We start from the raw sequence: 18,684 nt of genomic DNA, 5'->3' as shown, positions 1-18,684 counted from the left end.
CGCGGGATCAGCCCGTGGTCGGTACCGGTGAGGGAGTCGTCGAGGGCGGCGGGGTGAAGCCCGGCGGCGGGGAGAGGATCACGGTCGGCTCGCCGGGCGCGGGGGCCGGCGGAGTCATGCTGCTCTTGGGGAGCTTCGGCGGGGTCGTCTCCTGGAACAGCACCGAGTCGAAGTTCACCAGACCCGTCTGCTCCATCACCGTGATGTGGTCGAGCACCGTGTCGTTGGCCTGGTCGGCCAGCTGGCGGACCAGGGTGTTCTGCGTGGTGGCGCGGATGTTGGCGATGACCGGGAAGATCTGGCCGTGGGTCACGCGGAGGATGTTCGCGAGGTCGTGGTCGAACTGCTTGCCCTGGTCCGCGGTCAGCGTCGCCACGAACCCCTGCTGCTGTGGGCTCGGCTGGTTCGGCAGCGCGATGCCCAGCTGCGCGGCCACCTTCCGGCACGTCGCGTCGAGATTGGCGTGCCCGTTGATGAGGTGCTGTCCCGCGGTGCGTACGGCCGGGGTCGTGCCCTTCTTCACGGCCAGCTCACCGGAGGGGAACTCCCACAGACCGGCCGCCCGCACCTTGACGACGAAGTCGCGGTCCGCCTCGGTCAGCGGTCCGGACGAGGTGTTGGCGATCACGCGCGTCGGAGCGCTCGACACGGTCTGCACGCCCAGCATCGAGGGATAGACAAGAGCCGTCAGAGTCAGCGTCAGAGCGCCGGCCACGAAGAGGGTTCCCGCCGCGTTCCGTGATATGCGCATGGCACCTCCTGGTTGTTCCTACGCCCAGGGATACGGGTGTGGCGGAGCTCGGCACCTTTTCGAGAGGCAAAATCGGCGGGGCCCGCACTGTGGCGGCCGTCACACAGTGAGCCGCGTCGGCCGAGGGGACGGCGGCGGGCCGGGGGAAACGCTCCAGGAAAACGGCTGTCGCTTCGGAAAAGTGAGCGCGTGGCGGTGGTGGGGAGCATGGTGGGGCGCCAGTTATGTTCGATCCGAACATCCGACATTCGGAGCCGGCATGCAGAAGACAGAAGAACTGGCCGAGGAGGCGAAGTCGGCCGTCGCGGTGCCCGCGGCGACCGTCGACGCCCCCGCCCGCGGCCGGCCCCTGCCCCTGCCGATCCTGTTCGCGGCGGCCATACTGACCGGCCCGATGCTCCTGCTCCTCGACCAGTGGCTCGACCAGCCGGTCATGCAGGCCTGGCGGACCGTCTGTCTCGCCATCACCGTCCAAGCGCTGCCCTTTCTGCTGCTCGGTACGGCGCTGTCCGGCGCCATCAACGCCTTCGTGCCGGCCCAGGTGTTCAGCCGGGTGCTGCCCCGCCGGCCCGTGCTCGCCGTTCCGGTCGCCGGAGTCGCCGGGGTCGTGCTGCCCGGCTGCGAATGCGCTTCGGTCCCCGTCGCGAACAGCCTGATCGGTCGGGGGGTCACTCCGGCCGCGGCCTTCGCGTTCCTGCTGTCGGCGCCCGCGGTCAATCCGGTGGTGCTGACCGCCACGGCGATCGCCTTTCCCGGCAACCCCGCCATGGTCGTGGCCCGGCTGCTGGCCTCGCTCGCGACAGCCGCCCTGATGGGCTGGCTGTGGCTCTGGCTGGGCCGCGAGGAATGGCTCCGGCCGACCGTACGGCACGCCGGTCACGAGCCGGGGCGCAGCCGCTGGCAGGAGTTCCGGCTCGGCTTCCAGCACGACTTCCTGCACGCGGGCGGTTTCCTGGTCCTGGGCGCCATGGCGGCGGCCACCTTCAACGTGGCCGTCCCCCGCTCCGTGCTCGACGTTTTCTCCGGCTCGCCCTGGCTCTCGGTGCTGTTCATGGCCGGGCTGGCGGTCCTCCTCGCGGTCTGCTCCGAGGCCGACGCGTTCGTGGCGGCCTCGCTCACCGGTTTCTCGCCGCTCGCCCGGCTGGTGTTCATGGTGGTCGGGCCGATGGTGGACCTGAAGCTGATCACCCTTCAGGCGGGGACGTTCGGCCGGGCCTTCGCGGCCCGCTTCTCCGCCGCCACGACGGTCGTCGCCGTGCTGTGCGGTGCGCTGATCGGAGGGGCGCTGCTGTGAAACGGCCCTTCCAGGCCATCCTGCTCGTCCTCGGCGGACTCGGTCTGCTGAACGCCTCGCTCTTCGGCGACCTGTACCTCAGATACGTCAAGCAGGGACTGCGTCCGCTGCTGATCGTCTCGGGCGTGCTGCTGCTCCTGCTGGGAGTCGCGGAAGTCGTGTCGCAGGTGCGCGGGCACGCGGGACGTCCCGAGCACGGCGGTCAGGACCACGACGACGTCCACGTCCATGACGACGACCGGGGCGCTCACGAGGGCGGCGGCCACGGTCACCATCACTCCGGCGCGCCCCGCGCGGCCTGGCTGCTGTTCCTGCCCGTGCTGAGCCTGCTCTTCTACGCACCGCCGGCCCTCGGCGCGTACACCGCCTCCCGCCAGCCGCCCAAGTCCGTGACGGAGCAGCAGGACTTCGAGCCGCTGCCCGCGACCTCGCCCCTCCCGATGACCCTCTCGGACTTCACCAGCCGTGTGCAGCAGGACCGGAAGCGGACCATCAAGGGACGCAGTATCCAGATGACCGGTTTCGTCACGCCCGACGAACGCAGCGGCAGCTGGTATCTGACCCGGATCATCTTCTCGTGCTGCGCGGCGGACGCCCAGACCGTGAAGGTGCGGATGTACGGGTTCCCGGCTCTCAGGGCCAACACCTGGGTGGCGGTCACCGGAACCTGGCACCCCGGCGGGATCCTGGGCACGGAGTCCGCTCCGGTGGCGCTCGACGCCCATGCCGTCGAGCGGATCACCCGCCCGGTGAACGCGTACACGGACGACCTTCCGCTCGCTCCTTCGCGCTGACGGGGTGTGCCTCTACGTCCAGGTGAACCGGCGCCCGGGCAAGGGCCGTTCGCGTAACCGGGAGTCAGGCCATCCAGAAGAAGACGGCCGTCATGCGCTTCTCCTCGAGGTCGCTGCCCCAGTAGCCGGTGGCGCTGTGCATGATGTTCGCCTTGTAGAGGAGCAGCCGGTTGTAGCGCTGCGGTACGCGGACGTCCTCGGTGAACGCGTCGGGAGTGACGTACCGGGTGCCCAGCGCCTCGACCAGGTTGTTGTGCGGGGCCTGCACCATGTTGCCGCCGAGGACCCCGCCCGGCAGGTTCTGGCGGTAGAAGCTCGTGCCGCAGTCCTTGGGGACGTTCGGGCTGAGGTAGAGCACCGCGGCGTAGCGGCACAGGGCCCGCGAGTCGGTGTGCGGGCGGGGTTCGCCCTCGTCCTTGCCGACGACCTGGACGCAGTTGTGGTTGAGGGTGCCGCCGCCGGGCGCGGTCTGCTGCCACAGCTTCTGCGCACCGGTCTCCTTGCGCACCAGCCCCTCGATCCGGTCGAGTTCGTCCGGTTCGAGCCCCGGCATCGTGCGCAGCCCCGGCCAGCTCTCCTGCGTGTACGGGAACCCCTTGGCCCAGTCGCCCTCGTCCTTGGCCAGACAACGGGACCGGACCTCGTCCACGTTCGGCAGGACGTCGTCCAGGACCCAGTAGTCCCGTCCCCTGGTCGGCTTGCGGTACGGGAGCACGGGCAGGCGTGGGGGCTGTGGGGGCATGCCGGTGAACATACAGTCGGCCGCCACCACTGTTCTCTTTTCGATCGGTCAACGTTTCGTCAACTCAATCGCCTGCTGCAGCAGGGAAGTTGAGCGGCTGACAGCCCAAATGCGCCGTGCCTGCCCGGCAATCAGGGTGTCGGCGTAGCAGGACCCGACTGTGTGCCCCCAGGTGTCTCCGCCGAGCTGCTGTCGGGCGAGAACACCGCCATACCCACGAACATCGCGATCAGGAACAGCGCCGCCGCTGCGATCAGCCCCACCGCGCGCGGCCGGCGGGTGAAGTGCACCCACAGCGACCGCAGGTCCCGAAGGCCCCCGCCCTGCGCCCGTTCACGGCGGGCCGCGGCCGGCGGACGCTCACGCCGGCCGCCCGCCGCGGGACGGTCCCGGTGGCTGCCCGCCGCGGGACGGTCCCGGTGGCTTCCCTGCACCGGTCGTTCGCGGTGACTTCCGGTCGCGGGCCGCTCGCGGTGTGCGGCAGCCGACGGCCACTGCCGGTTGGCCGCCCGATGGCCCGGGACACTGGGTGCGGACGGGAGTTTGTACGTCGTCGACGGGCCCGTCCCCGCGCGGGGGAGCGCCGGCGGTTCCATCGTCCTCGCCGGGGCATGACCGGGTTCCGGGGCTGCGGCCGGAAGCGGTTCGGGGTGGCCTCGCCAGGCGCCCGAGGCGAACCAGTCGGCGGTCTGCTGTGCGGTGGGCCGGTCCTCCGGCCGCTTGGCGAGCAGGCCGAGGAGGTAGTTCTCGAAGGCGGGCGGCAGACCGATGCCCAGCTCGCGCGGCGGCACCGGGGCGCTGTCGAGGTGGTGGTGGAGGATCGCGATCGGGGAGTCGGCGCGGAACGGCGGCTGGCCGGCGAGGAGCTGGTAGAGCACGCAGCCGAGCGAGTACACGTCGCTGGCCGGTCCGGCGGGCTTGCCCAGAGCGCGCTCGGGGGCGATGTACAGGCTCGTACCGACGATCTGCCCGGTCGCCGTGAGCGCGGCCGAGGGGTCGTCCATGAAGCGGGCGATACCGAAGTCGCCGATCTTGAGGGCACCGCTCGCGTCGAGGAGCAGGTTGCCCGGTTTGATGTCCCGGTGCACGATGCCCTGTTCGTGCGCCACCGCGAGCCCGGCAGCGGCCTGTGCCGCGATGTCCGCGACCCGCTCGGCCGGGAGCGGCCCCTCGTCGGACAGCACCCGGGCGAGGCTGTCGCCCTCCACCAGTTCCATCACCAGGAAGAGCTGGCCCTCGTGCTCGCCGAAGTCGAGGACGCCGACCACATGAGGGTGGTGCAGCCGTCCCGCGGTCTGGGCCTCCAGGCGGAAACGGGAGTCGGCGGTGGGATCGCTGTTCTGCGCGAGCAGGACCTTGACGGCGACGGGCAGGCCGAGCATCTGGTCGTGCGCGCGCCACACCTCTCCCATCGCGCCACGTCCGATGGTGGTGTTCAGCTGGTACCGGCCCGCGATCAGCACCTGTTGTTTCATCCTCATGCCGTGAGACGAAAAGCGGTGCGACGGCTCGACCGCCGCCGGCCGTGACTTCGCCAGGGCGAATGACGGTGGGGTGCCGCAGCGGGGCCCACCTTACTGGCACGGACATTAGAATCGATCACGAACTCCCCCCTGTGGTGGGTGAGGCGTGATGATCCGGCCGCACAATCCTCGCGTGTCCGACACTCCTGTCCCGAGGTTCTCCGCCACCTGGGCCGGTCGGCCGGTCGGCGGGCGAGGGGTGCTGCTCGGTGTGGCCCGTCACCTCACTGATCCAGGTGATGACGTGTGCGGCGTCCTCGTCGGCTCCGTGGCCGACGTCCCAGGAGCGCTCGATGTCGACGCCGTCGCCGAGGTTCTCCGGGCGTGCGGCGAGGTTGGACCCGACCGTCGGCGAGGTAGCCGTGCAGAATCAGGCGCTCAGGTGCCGCGTCGCGCACCGGGCCGGGGGTCGGGCGAGCACGTTGCTGATGCACCGCGTCGCCAGAGCCGTACGGCGCGCGGTGAATGGGTGCATGGACACGCTCGGGCGGCTCCGCGCGCTTGGAAGACGCGCGCGCGTGCCGATCAGCGCGATCGTGATCGGCGGCCGGCGAACGAGGAGAAGCCCGGCCCCTTGGTCACGACGAACCGGCGTGTGGGCCGCGTGGTGGTGTCGTACGACAGGGGCGGCCGCCGGACAAGATGTGGCGGCCCATGCCCACCGCGGTGCGGGTGCGGTGGGCTACACCATGACTCGGGTGGTAATCAGCCGAGGCACAGCACGAGCAGGCAGAGATGCGACGGCGATGTCGCCGTAGGCGCGGGCGTCGGCTGCGTCGCTCCCGAGCCCGTCCCGTGGGCGGGCGCCGTGGTGGTGGGCGTGCTCTGCGGCGCGGGGGTGTGGTCGGGGAGCGTGACCGTGGAACCCGAGGACTGCGACTGGGTGGTGGGCAGGGACGAGGGTGCCATCGTCGGCGTCGCCAGGATCGTACGAGGAACGGCGGCGGCGTCCGGCCGGATCCCCTGCGCCGTGGTGACGGGCTGGGGAGCCGCGGACCGATGAGCGGCGAGCCCGGCGGCGGGCGACGAGTGTGCGGGGGAGGTGGGCGCGGACCGGCGGGGCTCCACCTGGGTGGACGGCAGCTGCGCGCCGTCCGTCGCCTGTCCGTCCGTGCCGCCCATGCTCGTGACGTCCGGTGCCGGGGCGGCCTGGGCCCGGTCGCCGGAGTGCCGGTCCATCGAGGCGAGGGTCAGACCGCCCCCGACGAGCGCCACGGCGGTCGCGACCACGGCGCGGCGCTGGTTCTTCTTCCAGCGGGCCCGCTGGCGACGGCGCGCCGCCCGTCCCTGCGGCGCGCCCGTGTAACCGCCGTCCGCGGCGTCGTCCGGGGCGGCCTCGGACGCGTCCTCCTCATGAGGGTGCTCCCCGTACCCCGTCTCCAGGGCGGAGAGATCCCAGTTCACGGCTGGGGCTGCAGGCGCGGTGGTGGCTCGGGCGGGAACGGGGCGGTCGTAGCGGGTGACGGGCGCGATGTCCGGTGCGTAGGCACCGCATCCGGGACACACCAGGGCGCCATTGAGATGCCGACGACACGAGGAGCAGTAGTCCATCTGCGGTCTTCCTGGGTGCTGGGGTGATATGCCGTCGCCGCGGGGGCGGCGGCTGATCCCGTTCGCACGTGGGACCGAGCGGCCGCAACGCTAACGGGGCCATCGAAAGACTGTGTGCAGTCCGTGTGACACTCCTGGGCGGATTCTCCGAGGGCCTTGCGCGAGTGCGTACAGAAGGGCGCCGACCGACCCCGGACGCGCGTCCGCGGTCCTCGCCCGGGGATGCGATCCGCCTCCGGGCACGGCACCCGGCTCGGTCCGGGCGGGTCGGCACTTCGCTGTGGGTCCGGCGGGGCCGTCAGACGCATCAAGAGCGAGTGTGGCGCACGTCATGGGAAGCCGGTGTTAAAGGTGCCGGACAGCTCATTGAGGTGAGCACTCATATGCGTACCCGGGTACGGGCCGGGGATTCGAGCGCGTTCGCTGAGCTCTTCGACAGCTACGTCCGCGCGGTCTACCTCTAATCTTGCGCAGTGCGCCGCCGACACCCTTCAGGGCGGTGGTGAAGCGCATCTCAAGACTGCTCTGACCTCGGCTGTGGGCACGGGTCCGCGGTGTTGACCTCAGCTTACGGGGCGCTGCTGCCGCTCGATGTACTTCTTCACGACGGTGAGCGGCGCCCCTCCACATGAGCCTGCGAAGTAGGACCCGGACCAGAAGTGCCCGCCCCACAGGTACCGGCGGACGTGCGTGTCGTACTCCTTGCGCAGCAGCCGGGCGGAGACGCCCTTGAGGCTGTTGACCAGCTTGGAGAGCTGGACCTTCGGAGGGTAGTGCACCAGCAGGTGGACGTGATCGTGCTCGCCGTTGAACTGCTTCAACTCGGCCTCGAAGTCCTCGCACACCTCCCGCATGATCTCCTCGCACCTGTTCAACATGGCGTCGGTGAACACGCCGCGCCGGTACTTCGTGAGGAACACCAAATGGACATGCAGGTTGTAGACAACGTGACGGCCGGTGCGGACGTCGGGATTCGGATTCCATCGCGGCGACATAAACCAACTGTAGTATGGTGATCGCTATGAGTGAAAACACCCTGGTGAAGCGGCAGTTCGGGCACCGTGCCCGGCTTGCACTGTCGCCTGCCGAGGTGTCGAACGCCGATGCCCAGGCGCACGCGGCCCGCACGATGTGGAACCTGCTGCACGCCTGGTGGCAGATGATGCCGAAGGACAAGCGCACGCCTGCAAACGCCGATGCCGCGATACGGCAGGCCCGCAAGGACCTCGATTTCCTTGCCGTCCTGCCCGCGCAGGCCGCGCAGGCGGTGCTGAAGACGTACGTCCAGGCATGGAAGAACTGCTGGGAGGGCCGGGCCAACGCACCGAACTTCAAGGGCCGCTTCCGGTCCGCGATGAGCGTGGACGTCCCGCAGGGCCGCGACCTGAACATCAAGGGGGTGCACCGCGGTTGGGGCATGGTCAACCTGCCCAAGATCGGCCGGGTCCGATTCCGCTGGACCAAAAACCTCCCCGTCGGCAAGCACGCCACCACCGATAACCGGATCACCGGGGCCCGGCTCATCAAAGACGCGCTCGGCTGGCACATCGCCTTCCGTGTCATGACCCAGGAGTCCGCACCCGCGCCCCACACCGGCCCCGAGGTCGGTATCGACGTGGGCGTCACGGTGCCCCTCGCTCTCTCCGACGGCAACCATCAAGACCACGGCCGCCCCGCCAGACTCCCGGACGGCACCGCTGACCGGGACAAGTGGCTCACCCCGAAGGAGAAAGCCAAGCTGCTACGCCTGGAACGCGAAGCAGCGCACCGAAAAGGCTTCCGCAAACGCGGTGAGAAGACGTCCCGCCGCTTGCAGCACACGTACGACCAGATCAAGCAGCTCCGCGCAAAAGCCACGCGCCGCGCCCTTGACTGGCAGCATCAGACCACCACCTACCTCGCCCGCACGTACGGCACGGTTGTGGTCGAAGCACTCACCATCACGAACATGGTCTAGTCCGCGAAGGGCACTGTCGAAGAGCCAGGCAAGAACGTCAAGCAGAAGGCCGGTCTCAACCGCTCCATCAGCCAGGAGGCATGGGGGCGCACGGTCACGATGCTGGCGTACAAGGCCGCCCAGTACGGCGCCACACTGGTCAAAGTTCCAGCCCCCGGCACCTCCCAGCGCTGCTCTGCATGTGGCTTCACTACGCCAGGCAGCCGCAAGGACCAGGCCACGTTCGTATGCAAGAACCCGGACTGCGGCTTCGCGGCGAACGCCGACTGGAACGCAGCCCGGAACATCTTGCACCTGTACCGGATCGGCCTCGTGGCGATCCCGGCTGCCGGAAGGTGCAGTCGTCAGGCGCCAAAACGCGTCAAGCCCGCCGCCGCAAGGTAGGCAGGAATCTCCTTCCTGAGCTTGCGAAGGGAGGAGAGCACTTCAATCGGCACTGTTCAAGGCCGCCGAGAAGATCCGGTGTCGTCGTACGGGACGCGGTGGACGCGGTGGGCCGGCACGGGGTGGCGGTGGCCCAGCTCGACGAGACCGGCGGCCGGCGCAGGAATGGATCTTCGACCGGAAGACCCATGTCTTCCTCGGCCAGCGCAGCGTCCAGGTCCGGGAGACCAGCGGCGAGGACGCCCTGATCAAGCCCGGCACGGTGTTGTACACCAGCGCCATCATGAAGCGGGCCATCGTCGACGGCATGAAGCAGACCCGGTCGCAGACCGGCTGACGGGCCCGTACACCTCCGTCGCACCAGCCCTGTTCCGCCCGCCCGGGCGGAGCAGGGCCCCTGCCGTTCGAGGGGCAGTGCGCCGGACGTCCCACGAGCGCTCGGGCGGATGGAAGGAACGTTCTATATACTCGAGGTGTGTCGAACGTGATGGGTATGCCTGAGGCGGGTCGCCGTTCCGAGGCCCGTGAGCGGTTGCTGGGTACGGCGGGCAAGCTTTTCTACGCGGAGGGTATCCGTGCGGTCGGCGTGGACCGGGTCATGGCGGAAGCGGATGTCGCCCGGGGCACCTTCTACCGGCACTTCGCGGGCAAGGACGACCTTGTGCGCGCCTACCTCGAGGCGACGGACCAGCGCATCCGCGGGGAGATGACCTCGGCGCGGCAGGCGATCGGTGACACGTCCGCCTTCCTCGGGGCTGTGGCGCACGGCATCGGACAGGAGATGTGCGGACCGGGTTTCCGTGGATGCCCGTTCATCAACGCGGCCGCGGAGTATCCGGACCCGGACAGCGTGATCCACCAGGCGGTGCTGACACACCGGGACTGGTTCCACGGCGTCATCCAGGATGCGTTCCGGGAGGTCGGTGCCGCCGACCCCGCGCGCTCGGCGGATGTGATGGTGGCCTTGCGTGACGGTGCGATGGTCGCCGGGTACCTGGGCGATGCGCAGACCGCGAGCGCCACGCTGGCGCATGGGGTAGCCGCACTTCTCGCGGCCGAGTGAACCGACGGACGCTCCGCGCCTTCTTGATCCCTCGTGGCCTGCTTGCCCCCTCTTGCGGCCGGTTCCCGCCCCTGTTCGGGGCTCGTTCGATGTTCTCGGGTGTGCTGGGCGCACGCACCTTCCTCTGCTGGGGAAACGCGTCGGCCTCCGCCCGTTCAGGTGGGGCGGAGGCCGACGGCGGGCTGACTAGCGGTGGGTGGCGGCCCGTTCGATGAGCTTCGTGACTGCGCCCGGGTCGATCAGCTGGACGGCGTGCGGCGCGTTGACCTCGACCGTGTGCGAGTGTGCGCGCGCTGCCATGAACTTCTCGGCGGCCGGAGCTATGGCGTGGTCGTCGTGGGCGACGAGGTACCAGGAGGGGATGGTCTTCCAGGCCGGGGTGCCGGAGGGCTCGCCGAAGGTCTGCGCGGCGAGGGGGCGCTGGGTGGCCGCGAGTTCCGCGGCGGTGGCGCTGTTGAGCCGCCCGCTGAGGAAGATGTCCCGGTACTTGTCGGGCTTGATGTACAGGTCGATGTCGGTGTGGCCGTCGGGCTGGGTGAAGGGGACGGCGTTGAGCGCGGTGGGGATGGGGGCCTTCGGGTCGTCGCTGAGGTGGCTGCCGGGGAACTTGGCGGTGATGCCCGCGAGCGTTTCGTCCTTGTCGGGGGCGAAGGCGGCGACGTAGACGAGTGCCTTGACGTTGGGGTTGCCGGTGGCGGCGTTGGTGATGACACCGCCGCCGTAGGAGTGGCCCACCAGGATGACGGGGCCCTGGATCGTCTTGAGGTAGTCGGCCAGGTAGGTGGAGTCGCCGCTGAGGCTGCGCAGGGGGGTGGCCGGGGCGGTGACCCGGTAGCCGTCCGCCTGGAGGCGCTTGATGACGCCGCTCCAGCTGGCCGAGTCGGACCAGGCGCCGTGTACCAGTACGACGGTCGGCTTGACGGCGTGGGCCTTTTCACCGGGGACAGCCGATGCGTTCGTGGCGAGGCCGGCGGCGAGGGCGAGGCCTGCCGCTCCGACGACGGCGAGGCCGACTCGGCCGCGCGTGACGTGGCGGTGCTTGGACATCTGTTTTCTCCTTGTGAGTCGGCGGGACGGAATGGGTTACTCCGTCCGCGCGGAAAGGGGGTATGGGGGGCGTGGGGCCGCGTCAGCCGCGGCCGTACGCGTGATGAGCCGCCCACTCGAGTGCGTAGTCGGCGACTTCCTGCCGACCGTCCTGGCCGACGATGAAGTGGGAGCGGCCCGGAAACTCCCGGTACTTGGTGACGGCCGGAGAGTTGCGGTAGAGCCGCCGGTTGGCTCTGTTCAACGTCGGCGGCACGATGTGGTCGGCCCCGCCGGCGATGAAGAGCAGCGGAGCCCGCCGCCCGTTGCGGACGTCGACCTTGGTGGCGGCGCGGGGGTTGAAGTTGGCGAAGGCGCTCTGGAAGAGCACGCGCGCCGATCCGGGAACGTGGTAGCGCTCGTAGACGGCGGCGGACTCCTCTTCGCTGAGCGTGTTGGTGAAGCCGTAGTGGAACTGCCGCGGCGTCAGTGGGACGGCCTTGTTCCTCCTGGTGGGGTGGCCCGGCACCGGGAAGGCCGACTTGAGGGTGGAGTACGGCAGCGGCAGCACGCCCTTGACGGGGGCCGAGTCGATGGCGACGCCCGCACGGCCGAGACCGCGGTCCAGCAGGACCTGGGTGACGGCGCCGCCGAAGGAGTGCCCCATGATGACGGGCGCCTCGTCGAGATCCCGGATGGCCTCCTCGTAGCGGGCGATCACCTCGCGCAGACCCACTCCCGCTGTCCGTGACGGGTTGCGCCTGGTGTCTTCCACTTCTTCGTCGATCCCCGGCCAGGCAGGGGCGATGACCCTGTAGCCCTGCGCCCGGTAGCGCTCGGCCCACCCTTCCCAGCTGCGCGGCGTCATCCACAGCCCGTGGATGAGCACGACGGTGCCGCGGGACATCGGACCTCCGGTGAATAGAACGTTCTATCTTGTTGCAACGTAATGCCCCATCGATGGCCGAAGCAACCAGGTGTTCCGTGGCGTGCTTCACAGGCGAGGGCGGTACGTCTCGGCGGGGCAGGCGAGTCACCGCGGCGCGGCAGCGGGAGGAAGCGCGGTGACGTACGGATGGAGCGCAGCCCCGAGTGATCACCGCGGACAGCGGAAAGGCCCAGGTCTCCTGCCTGGGCCCCTCTTCGTGGAGCGGGTGACGAGAATCGAACTCGCGCTCCCGGCCTGGGAGGCGACTCGGCGCTTGCGCGCACCGAGGTGTCGGCGCCGTCCCCGGCGCTTGTGGCGGAAGCCACAGGACCTCGCCCGGACGCTGTACGCACCGATGCCGTCATGGGGCGCGCAGTCGTCGACCGGCACGCAAGGAACCCGCCGGGCCCGGCAGCTGACCTCCCCGAGCAAGGCCGGACGCACGCAAGCCCCAGGCGCTGACCTGGGGCTTGTCCGCCGGATCTACCGGGCGCCGATGGTTTCCAGCAGGCGGTGCAGGTCGTGGGCGGCTTCGGCGGTGGCGAGCGCTGAGGCCGTGACCACGGCTGCCGTCGCTGCGGTCAGGACCGGGTGGCGGCCCAGCGGCGGGGCGAGGAGTGCGGCCACGCGGCGGGGGACGGGACCGGCTGTGGCCAGGGGGCCGCGGCGGCCGAGGATGCCGAGGGCGGCGCCCGTGGCGCGGGCGAGGGCTGGGGCGCGATGGGTGGCGAGGGCGGCCTTGCCGACCGTGCGGGCGACACGGGTGCGGTCACCGGTGGCGGTGGCGGCGTTCTCGTCGGCCCAGCGTTCGATGGTGTAGTTCACGGCGGTGGCGAGCGGGCGCAGGAGCGGGTTGGCGGCGGCGCCGAGTTGGGCGAGGGCCACGAAGGCGTAGTGGTGGGCCCTCAGGTGCGCGCGTTCGTGGGCGAGCAGGATGTCGTGCTCGGCCTTGTCGAGCGTGTGCAGCATGCCGGTGGAGACGACGATGCGGCCGGGCAGTCCCGGAAGTGCGTACGCGTCCGGGGCGTCGTCCTCCACCACGACCAGGCCGTCGCGCGCGGGCATGCAGGCGGCCTCCAGCGCGGCGGCGGCCAGGGTGCGGGCGCGCCGCCAGAGCATGCGGGCGGCGGTGATCGCGGCGCCGCCGAGCAGCAGGCCGGCGACCAGGGCGACGGAGAGCCGGGCGGGGTCGTCGTGCTGGGCGGTCTGGGCCGACCAGTGGCCGAGGACGGCGAGTTGCGGGATGCGGATCAGGCCGGTGACGGCCAGCAGGCCCAAGGAGATGGTGCTCGCCGCGCCCAGGACCAGGGACGACGCTGCCAGCAGCCAGGTGGCCAGGCGCGGTTCGCAGCGCTCGGACAGCGGGCGCGCACCGAGCGGCGCGAGCAGCGAGAGCAGCAGCGGCAGGTAGACGGCAATGCGCATCCGGGCGGTCCCTTCTACTGTTCGGGGCCGAGCAGCTGGCGCAGTAGGTCGGCGTCCGCGTCGGACAAACTGTCGGCGAAGCGGGCCAGCACGGCCTCGCGGTCGGCGCGCTCTTCCAGGACGGTGCGCATGCGGCGGGCGGCGAAGCCGGCTTCGTCGGTGACGGGGGCGTAGGCGTAGGCTCGGCCGCGCGCGGTGCGGGTGAGCAGTTGTTTGGTGTGCATGCGGGTGAGGATCGTCACTACGCTGCTGTACGTCAGCTCGCTGCCGAGGCGCTCGGTGACCTCGCCCGGTGTCAGGGCGACGTCCGCCTGCTGCAGGAGCTGGAGGATTTCGGCCTCGCGTACGCCGTTGGCCCGCTTGGGGCCGCGCCCGTGGGTGTCGGCTGCCATGGAGTTTGTCGTTCTCCCGCTCGTCTTCTACAGTCGTGTAGAACTTTTACGGCCGTGTAAAAGCTGTCGTGCTCAGAGTCTGCCATGCGCCCGCGCCCGAAGAACACCGCGCGGAGCGGGAAAGGACCTCGCGGTGCCCCAGGCCGTCAATCCACTGGACGCCACGTCCCTGCTGACCGCGTTCGGCAGCGCGGGCATCTTCCTCGTGCTGTTCGCCGAGACCGGACTCCTGGTCGGCTTCTTCCTGCCCGGCGACTCGCTGCTCTTCACCGCGGGGCTGCTGTGCACCGGCACCGGCAGCGTACGCCTCGCCCTCCCCGGGGTGCTGATCTCGGCCGTGGCCGGGGCACTGCTCGGCGCACAGGCCGGCTATCTGATCGGCCGCCGCGCCGGCCGGTCTCTGCTGGCCCGCACCCGCAACCGGCACCTGGCCGAGGGCGTGGTCCGGGCCGAGGAACTGCTCGCACGCTACGGCCACGGAAAGGCCATCGTGCTCGCCCGGTTCATCCCGGTCGTGCGCACCGTGCTCAACCCGATCGCCGGGATCGCGCAGGTGCCGGCCCGCACGTTCACGCTCTGGCAGGCCGTCGGCGGGCTGGTGTGGACGGTCGGACTGGTGCTCGGCGGCTACGGCCTGGGCGCGAGCATCCCGAACGTCGACCACTATCTGCTGCCCCTGGTCGGCCTGATCGTCGCCGTCTCCCTGCTGCCGCTGGCCCTGGAAGTGCTGCGTGCCCGTCGCCGTGGGGCGGCCGGACCGAACCCGGAGACCCCCGCGTGAAGATCACCTTCTTGATCCATGACATCTACGGGATCGGCGGCACCAACCGCACCACCCTCAACCTGGCCGCCTCGCTCGCCGATCGCCACCAGGTGACGGTCGTCTCCGTCCGCCGCCACCGCACCAGCCCCCGCTTCGCCATCGATCCCCGGGTGGCCGTGGTGCCCCTGGTCGATGTGCGCAAGGACTCGGCCGATCTGGCCGATCCGCAGCTGCAGCAGCCGTCGCGGGCCTTCCCCGCAGCCGAGAAGCGGTCCCACCAGTACAGCCTCCTCACCGACCGGCGGGCCGAGGAGTATCTGCGTGACTGCGACGCGGACGTGATCATCGGCACCCGGCCGGGCCTCAACGTCTACCTGGCTCGCTTCGCCTCGACCCGCGCGGTGCGCATCGCCCAGGAACACCTCACCCACGACACCCACAGCAGGAAACTGCGAGCCCAGCTCGCCCGCCACTACCGCGACCTGGACGCCGTGGTCACCACGACCGAGGCGGATGCCGCCGTCTACCGGACCCGGATGCGGCTGCCGGGAGTCAGGGTCCTGGCCGTCCCCAACGGGGTGCCCGACCCCGGCCTCCCACCGTCCGACGGCACGTCCAAGACCATCGCCGCGGCCGGGCGCCTGGCCCGCACCAAGCGGTTCGACCTGCTCATCGAAGCCTTCACCGACGTCGCCGCCCGGCATCCGGACTGGACTCTTCGCATCTACGGCGCCGGCACCGAAAAGGAACGGCTGCAGGAACAGATCGACAAACAGGGCCTGGCCGGCCGGGCGGTGCTGATGGGCGTCGTCTCGCCGATCGAGCCCGAGTTCGCCCGCGCGGCGATCGTCGCCTCCGCCTCCGACGCCGAGTCCTTCGGCATGACCATCGTCGAAGCGATGCGCTGCGGCGTGCCGGTGGTCGCCACCGACTGCCCGCTCGGTCCCGCCGAGATCATCCACGACGGCGTCGACGGACGCCTGGTCCCCATGGGCGACCGCCAGGCGCTGGCCACCGCCCTGCTCGACCTCATCGCGGACGAGCCCGGCCGCCGCCGCATGGGCGAGACGGCCTTGATCGCCGCTCGCCGCTTCGATCCGGACCGCATTGCCGGCACCTACGAGGACCTGTTCGACGAACTCGCCGCCGCCCGGCACACACGCGACCGGCCGCACGGCACGGCCCGGTGGGGCGGCAGTGTCCGCCGCACCCTGAGCAGACTGCGCCCCTGAACCAGGCCCGCTTCGACACCGCCCGGTTGCACCGCAGCGCGTGCAGCCCTCACACCCGCCCACCGCAGAGATGGATCCCATGAGCGCTATCAGTATCGGCCAGTCCGTAGTCCTCGGAGTCGTCGAGGGGTTGACCGAGTTCCTGCCCGTCTCCTCCACCGGCCATCTGAAGATCACCGAGGGGCTGATGGGCATCCCCGTCGACAACACATCCGTGGTCGGCTTCACCGCCGTCATCCAGGTCGGCGCGATCGCCGCCGTACTCCTGTACTTCTTCAAGGACATCGTGCGGATCGTCTCCGCCTGGGGCCGAGGACTGGTCGACAAGAACGAGCGCTACCACCACGACTACAAGTTCGCCTGGTGGGTCATCTACGCCACGATCCCGATCGTGGCCGTCGGCCTGGTGGCCAAGCCGCTCATCGAGGGGCCGCTGGCCTCGCTGTGGGTGGTGGCAGCTTCGCTGATCGTCGGCTCCGGTGTGATGTGGGCGGCCGACCAGATGGGCCGGCACAAGCGCGGGGAGGACGACACCACATTCAAGGACGCGATGCTGGTGGGCAGTTCGCAGATCCTCGCGCTGCTCTTCCCCGGCTTCTCACGCTCCGGCGCCACCATGTCCACCGCGCTGGTCCTGGACCTGGACCGGGTCGCCGCCACCCGCCTCTCCTTCTTCCTCGGCATCCCGGCCCTCACCGGCGCGGGCCTGTACGAACTGAAGGACGCCGTCGGCACCGGGGTCGGCGCCGTACCGCTCGCCGTCGGCACCGCCGTCTCGTTCGTGGTCGCCTACGCCTCCATCGCCTGGCTGCTCAAGTTCGTCGCCAGGCACTCCTTCAACGCCTTCGTGATCTACCGCCTCATCATCGGCGTGGGACTCCTCGGACTGCTGGCCACGGGAGCGCTGACCGCCTGAGGACGGGGTCCAGGATGAGCCGCGAGGGGCTGGTGGACGCACTCGCCCGGGCCGGACGTCGCCGTAAGAAGAGCGCCACCTGACCACGCCCCCGGCTCACGCAGGACGTGGCAGGCGGCGCTCTCGCTCAGCACCGAGTGCGCTCCAGCGGATCACCAGAGAGGCGGCCGGCAGCCGTCTTGATGCGGTCAGCGGCCGAGGGCGTTCTCCAACTGCTCCTTGGTCATCGAGGAGCGACCGTGGATGTTGCGCTTCTTGGCCTCCTCGTACAACTGGTCCCTGGTGGGTCCTTCCGCGCCGCTGTGGGAGCGCTGCCCACCGCGCTCGGACGCCGACTTCGGGTCACGGGTGGAGGTCCTGCTGGCGGTATCCGACTCACCGGACCTGGCCCGCTCCTTGTCCACCGTCCGCGCGGCGATCTCCTTGGCCCGCTCCGACGACTCGCCGCGGTCCTCGGCGCTCTTCTTGATGTGCTCGTATTGCCGCTCGCGCTTGGAACTCGATCCGGCCGGCATGGCGCCTTTCCTTTCCTGCGTACTGAGGTGACGTTCAAGGTCCCTCTACGGCAGTGGGTGCTCGGTCCGGGCTCACGGATGCTCGGGCTGCTGATCCGGCGGCACACTGCCGCCCTCTCCTCCGCCCCTGTCGCCCTTGTCCGTGCCGTGGGGCTGTCCGCCTTTCGCCTGGGCCTCCCGCGCCGTGCGCTCGACGGCCGGCTGCGGTGTGGCGCCGCCCTTGCCACTGCCCCGCTGCTCGGGATGCTGTGGAGCGGACATCTGAGGAACCCCGCTCGTCCTCGTATCGGTGTTCGTTCGGACGACGAGTTCCCTGGAGCAGTCGTCCGACGCACATGTCAGGCGTCCATCACCCGTCCGGACGGCCCGGGGCACGCTGCCCGCGACCCGGATACCCCGCGACACCTGATTTCCCGGGCACGCAATGGCTCCCGCCCCGACGCTCATGGCGGGTGCGCCGCCGGGACGTCCCCCTGACCACGGCACTTGTCGACGGCATGCTCCGGCGAGACTCGGCCGACCGGCGTCCGGACTTCGTGCCGCGCTCCACCCGGGGAGCCCATCCGAGTGTGATCCGGGCGACGAGTGGTACCCGAGGCCAGTCCGCGCCGGGGACATGAGGCCCGGAGCCACCACCGGCCCCACAGGCACGGGCGAACACCGCCCGTCAGGCGCTGGAGAAGGTCTTCGTGCTGCCCCCTTGGGTCATCCCGTGCCGCGCAGACGTGCAAGGGGTGGCCCGGCGCCGTCGAACGCCAGCAAGGAGGAAGAGATGAGCACGGTCAAGGAATCAGTGGATGTCGAGGTCCCGGTCCGCATGGCGTACAACCAGTGGACCCAGTTCGCGGAGTTCCCGAACTTCATGGAAGGCGTCGAGGAAGTCCGGCAGCTCGACGCCCGGCACAACCACTGGATCACCAGCATGGGCGGGGCGCGGCGCGAGTTCGACACCGAGATCGTCGACCAGCTACCGGACGACAGGATCACCTGGCGGACCATCGGCGGCGACACCCGGCAACGGGGATCGGTCCGCTTCCAGCGCCTGGACGACGCACACACCCGGGTGGAACTCACCATGGACGTCGACCCCACCGGTGTCGCCGAGAAGGGCGCCGACATGCTGGGCGTGATCGACCGGCGGGTCAAGGGGGATCTGCACCGCTTCAAGGACTTCATCGAACGTCGCGGTGGCGAGAGCGGAGCCTGGCGCGGCCGCATCCGGCCCGAAGACCCCGGCTCTCTCGCCTGAGCGGTCGAGAAGCGACGTGTCCACGGGCACCGGTCGGTGTGCCCTCCGGCCAGTGCCCGCAACCGAGGACCGTGATCATCCACCCGCATCCCGCAACGACGGGCTCGCCCATGCCGCTGTGGGCCACCGGGCCCTTGGCGTTCCTGGTGGTCCGGACGAAGGACGTCCCGGTCGGCCAC

General features: G+C 70.2%; 18 protein-coding genes and 1 pseudogene. 8 read left to right on the top strand and 11 right to left on the bottom strand.

Features of this window, described 5'->3' with window-relative positions; translation table 11 throughout:
- Positions 1-7: 7 nt before the first annotated feature.
- On the bottom strand, positions 8-751 hold the full coding sequence (locus ACQEXA_RS27960) for a DUF4142 domain-containing protein (protein WP_360991253.1): 744 nt from the start codon (positions 749-751) through the stop codon (positions 8-10).
- Between the two features lie 259 nt (positions 752-1,010).
- Here ACQEXA_RS27960 and ACQEXA_RS27955 point away from each other — a divergent pair, with 259 nt between their 5' ends.
- Both ACQEXA_RS27955 and ACQEXA_RS27950 read left to right on the top strand, forming a co-directional pair.
- Positions 1,011-2,045: a permease gene (locus ACQEXA_RS27955; protein ID WP_433131417.1), complete on the top strand. Its 1,035-nt coding sequence runs from the start codon at positions 1,011-1,013 to the stop codon at positions 2,043-2,045.
- Positions 2,042-2,839, top strand: coding sequence for a TIGR03943 family putative permease subunit (locus tag ACQEXA_RS27950; RefSeq protein WP_432930348.1), 798 nt, complete (start codon positions 2,042-2,044; stop codon positions 2,837-2,839). Before ACQEXA_RS27955 ends, ACQEXA_RS27950 begins: the two co-directional genes overlap by 4 nt.
- Before the next feature lie 64 nt (positions 2,840-2,903).
- Here the strand turns inward: ACQEXA_RS27950 and ACQEXA_RS27945 are convergent, their stop codons facing one another.
- From ACQEXA_RS27945 to tnpA, 4 genes are all read right to left on the bottom strand, one after another.
- Complete coding sequence (locus tag ACQEXA_RS27945) at positions 2,904-3,581, bottom strand: DUF6445 family protein (RefSeq protein ID WP_432930350.1); 678 nt, start codon at positions 3,579-3,581, stop codon at positions 2,904-2,906.
- A 131-nt stretch (positions 3,582-3,712) separates the two neighbouring features.
- Complete coding sequence (locus ACQEXA_RS27940) at positions 3,713-5,044, bottom strand: protein kinase domain-containing protein (protein WP_433134636.1); 1,332 nt, start codon at positions 5,042-5,044, stop codon at positions 3,713-3,715.
- 765 nt (positions 5,045-5,809) lie between these two features.
- Positions 5,810-6,655, bottom strand: a complete 846-nt coding sequence (locus ACQEXA_RS27935; RefSeq protein WP_432930354.1) for an SCO2400 family protein — start codon at positions 6,653-6,655, stop codon at positions 5,810-5,812.
- Positions 6,656-7,218: 563 nt separating this feature from the next.
- Positions 7,219-7,650 (bottom strand): IS200/IS605 family transposase, encoded by a 432-nt coding sequence (tnpA, locus tag ACQEXA_RS27930; RefSeq protein ID WP_432930356.1) that lies wholly within the window; start codon positions 7,648-7,650, stop codon positions 7,219-7,221.
- 26 nt (positions 7,651-7,676) lie between these two features.
- Between tnpA and ACQEXA_RS27925 the strand changes: the two are divergent.
- Both ACQEXA_RS27925 and ACQEXA_RS27920 read left to right on the top strand, forming a co-directional pair.
- Positions 7,677-8,996, top strand: a pseudogene (locus ACQEXA_RS27925) (RNA-guided endonuclease InsQ/TnpB family protein).
- 493 nt (positions 8,997-9,489) lie between these two features.
- A complete protein-coding gene (locus ACQEXA_RS27920) occupies positions 9,490-10,059 on the top strand; it encodes a TetR/AcrR family transcriptional regulator (protein ID WP_433131414.1) in 570 nt (189 codons plus the stop codon).
- A 186-nt stretch (positions 10,060-10,245) separates the two neighbouring features.
- Here ACQEXA_RS27920 and ACQEXA_RS27915 read toward each other — a convergent pair whose 3' ends face one another.
- The 4 genes from ACQEXA_RS27915 to ACQEXA_RS27900 all read right to left on the bottom strand — a co-directional run bounded on the left by ACQEXA_RS27915 (position 10,246) and on the right by ACQEXA_RS27900 (position 13,830).
- Entirely contained in the window at positions 10,246-11,106 is an 861-nt protein-coding gene (locus ACQEXA_RS27915; protein WP_432930364.1) for an alpha/beta fold hydrolase, read from the bottom strand.
- A gap of 82 nt (positions 11,107-11,188) precedes the next feature.
- The gene (locus ACQEXA_RS27910) at positions 11,189-11,992 is read right to left on the bottom strand and encodes an alpha/beta hydrolase (protein WP_433131411.1); all 804 of its coding nucleotides are present in this window, start codon (positions 11,990-11,992) and stop codon (positions 11,189-11,191) included.
- A gap of 504 nt (positions 11,993-12,496) precedes the next feature.
- Positions 12,497-13,438 carry a M56 family metallopeptidase gene (locus tag ACQEXA_RS27905; protein WP_359409033.1) on the bottom strand — a complete coding sequence of 314 codons (942 nt, stop codon included), beginning with the start codon at positions 13,436-13,438 and terminating at the stop codon, positions 12,497-12,499.
- 14 nt (positions 13,439-13,452) lie between these two features.
- A complete protein-coding gene (locus ACQEXA_RS27900; protein ID WP_432930368.1) occupies positions 13,453-13,830 on the bottom strand; it encodes a BlaI/MecI/CopY family transcriptional regulator in 378 nt (125 codons plus the stop codon).
- A 133-nt stretch (positions 13,831-13,963) separates the two neighbouring features.
- On the opposite strand from ACQEXA_RS27900, the gene ACQEXA_RS27895 reads away from it, so the two are divergent.
- The 3 genes from ACQEXA_RS27895 (at position 13,964) to ACQEXA_RS27885 (ending at position 16,741) form a co-directional block, all read left to right on the top strand.
- A complete protein-coding gene (locus ACQEXA_RS27895; RefSeq protein ID WP_432930370.1) occupies positions 13,964-14,611 on the top strand; it encodes a DedA family protein in 648 nt (215 codons plus the stop codon).
- Positions 14,608-15,825: a glycosyltransferase family 4 protein gene (locus ACQEXA_RS27890; RefSeq protein WP_432930372.1), complete on the top strand. Its 1,218-nt coding sequence runs from the start codon at positions 14,608-14,610 to the stop codon at positions 15,823-15,825. The genes ACQEXA_RS27895 and ACQEXA_RS27890 overlap by 4 nt, the downstream gene beginning before the upstream one ends.
- A 79-nt stretch (positions 15,826-15,904) precedes the next feature.
- Positions 15,905-16,741 carry an undecaprenyl-diphosphate phosphatase gene (locus tag ACQEXA_RS27885; RefSeq protein WP_433131409.1) on the top strand — a complete coding sequence of 279 codons (837 nt, stop codon included), beginning with the start codon at positions 15,905-15,907 and terminating at the stop codon, positions 16,739-16,741.
- Between the two features lie 188 nt (positions 16,742-16,929).
- Here the strand turns inward: ACQEXA_RS27885 and ACQEXA_RS27880 are convergent, their stop codons facing one another.
- Together ACQEXA_RS27880 and ACQEXA_RS27875 are read right to left on the bottom strand one after the other, a co-directional pair.
- A complete protein-coding gene (locus ACQEXA_RS27880) occupies positions 16,930-17,256 on the bottom strand; it encodes a plasmid stabilization protein (protein WP_432930374.1) in 327 nt (108 codons plus the stop codon).
- A gap of 72 nt (positions 17,257-17,328) precedes the next feature.
- Positions 17,329-17,517 carry a hypothetical protein gene (locus tag ACQEXA_RS27875; RefSeq protein ID WP_432930376.1) on the bottom strand — a complete coding sequence of 63 codons (189 nt, stop codon included), beginning with the start codon at positions 17,515-17,517 and terminating at the stop codon, positions 17,329-17,331.
- A 511-nt stretch (positions 17,518-18,028) separates the two neighbouring features.
- On the opposite strand from ACQEXA_RS27875, the gene ACQEXA_RS27870 reads away from it, so the two are divergent.
- Positions 18,029-18,505 (top strand): SRPBCC family protein, encoded by a 477-nt coding sequence (locus ACQEXA_RS27870; RefSeq protein WP_360999828.1) that lies wholly within the window; start codon positions 18,029-18,031, stop codon positions 18,503-18,505.
- Positions 18,506-18,684: the final 179 nt, after the last annotated feature.

This window comes from Streptomyces sp. CA-106110 (assembly GCF_050936285.1).
In the GTDB taxonomy this organism is placed as follows: Bacteria; Actinomycetota; Actinomycetes; order Streptomycetales; family Streptomycetaceae; genus Streptomyces.
Note: the sequence above shows the minus strand (reverse complement) of the source record. Positions and strands in the feature narration are given on the sequence as shown.

Bases quoted from the DNA above. Each gene is read 5' to 3' on its own strand.
- ACQEXA_RS27960 (WP_360991253.1), bottom strand. From the start codon at position 751: ATGCGCATATCACGGAACGCGGCGGGAACCCTCTTCGTGGCCGGCGCT.
- ACQEXA_RS27955 (WP_433131417.1), top strand. From the start codon at position 1,011: ATGCAGAAGACAGAAGAACTGGCCGAGGAGGCGAAGTCGGCCGTCGCG.
- ACQEXA_RS27945 (WP_432930350.1), bottom strand. From the start codon at position 3,581: ATGCCCCCACAGCCCCCACGCCTGCCCGTGCTCCCGTACCGCAAGCCG.
- ACQEXA_RS27935 (WP_432930354.1), bottom strand. From the start codon at position 6,655: ATGGACTACTGCTCCTCGTGTCGTCGGCATCTCAATGGCGCCCTGGTG.
- tnpA (WP_432930356.1), bottom strand. From the start codon at position 7,650: ATGTCGCCGCGATGGAATCCGAATCCCGACGTCCGCACCGGCCGTCAC.
- ACQEXA_RS27920 (WP_433131414.1), top strand. From the start codon at position 9,490: ATGCCTGAGGCGGGTCGCCGTTCCGAGGCCCGTGAGCGGTTGCTGGGT.
- ACQEXA_RS27915 (WP_432930364.1), bottom strand. From the start codon at position 11,106: ATGTCCAAGCACCGCCACGTCACGCGCGGCCGAGTCGGCCTCGCCGTC.
- ACQEXA_RS27910 (WP_433131411.1), bottom strand. From the start codon at position 11,992: ATGTCCCGCGGCACCGTCGTGCTCATCCACGGGCTGTGGATGACGCCG.
- ACQEXA_RS27905 (WP_359409033.1), bottom strand. From the start codon at position 13,438: ATGCGCATTGCCGTCTACCTGCCGCTGCTGCTCTCGCTGCTCGCGCCG.
- ACQEXA_RS27900 (WP_432930368.1), bottom strand. From the start codon at position 13,830: ATGGCAGCCGACACCCACGGGCGCGGCCCCAAGCGGGCCAACGGCGTA.
- ACQEXA_RS27885 (WP_433131409.1), top strand. From the start codon at position 15,905: ATGAGCGCTATCAGTATCGGCCAGTCCGTAGTCCTCGGAGTCGTCGAG.
- ACQEXA_RS27880 (WP_432930374.1), bottom strand. From the start codon at position 17,256: ATGCCGGCCGGATCGAGTTCCAAGCGCGAGCGGCAATACGAGCACATC.
- ACQEXA_RS27875 (WP_432930376.1), bottom strand. From the start codon at position 17,517: ATGTCCGCTCCACAGCATCCCGAGCAGCGGGGCAGTGGCAAGGGCGGC.
- ACQEXA_RS27870 (WP_360999828.1), top strand. From the start codon at position 18,029: ATGAGCACGGTCAAGGAATCAGTGGATGTCGAGGTCCCGGTCCGCATG.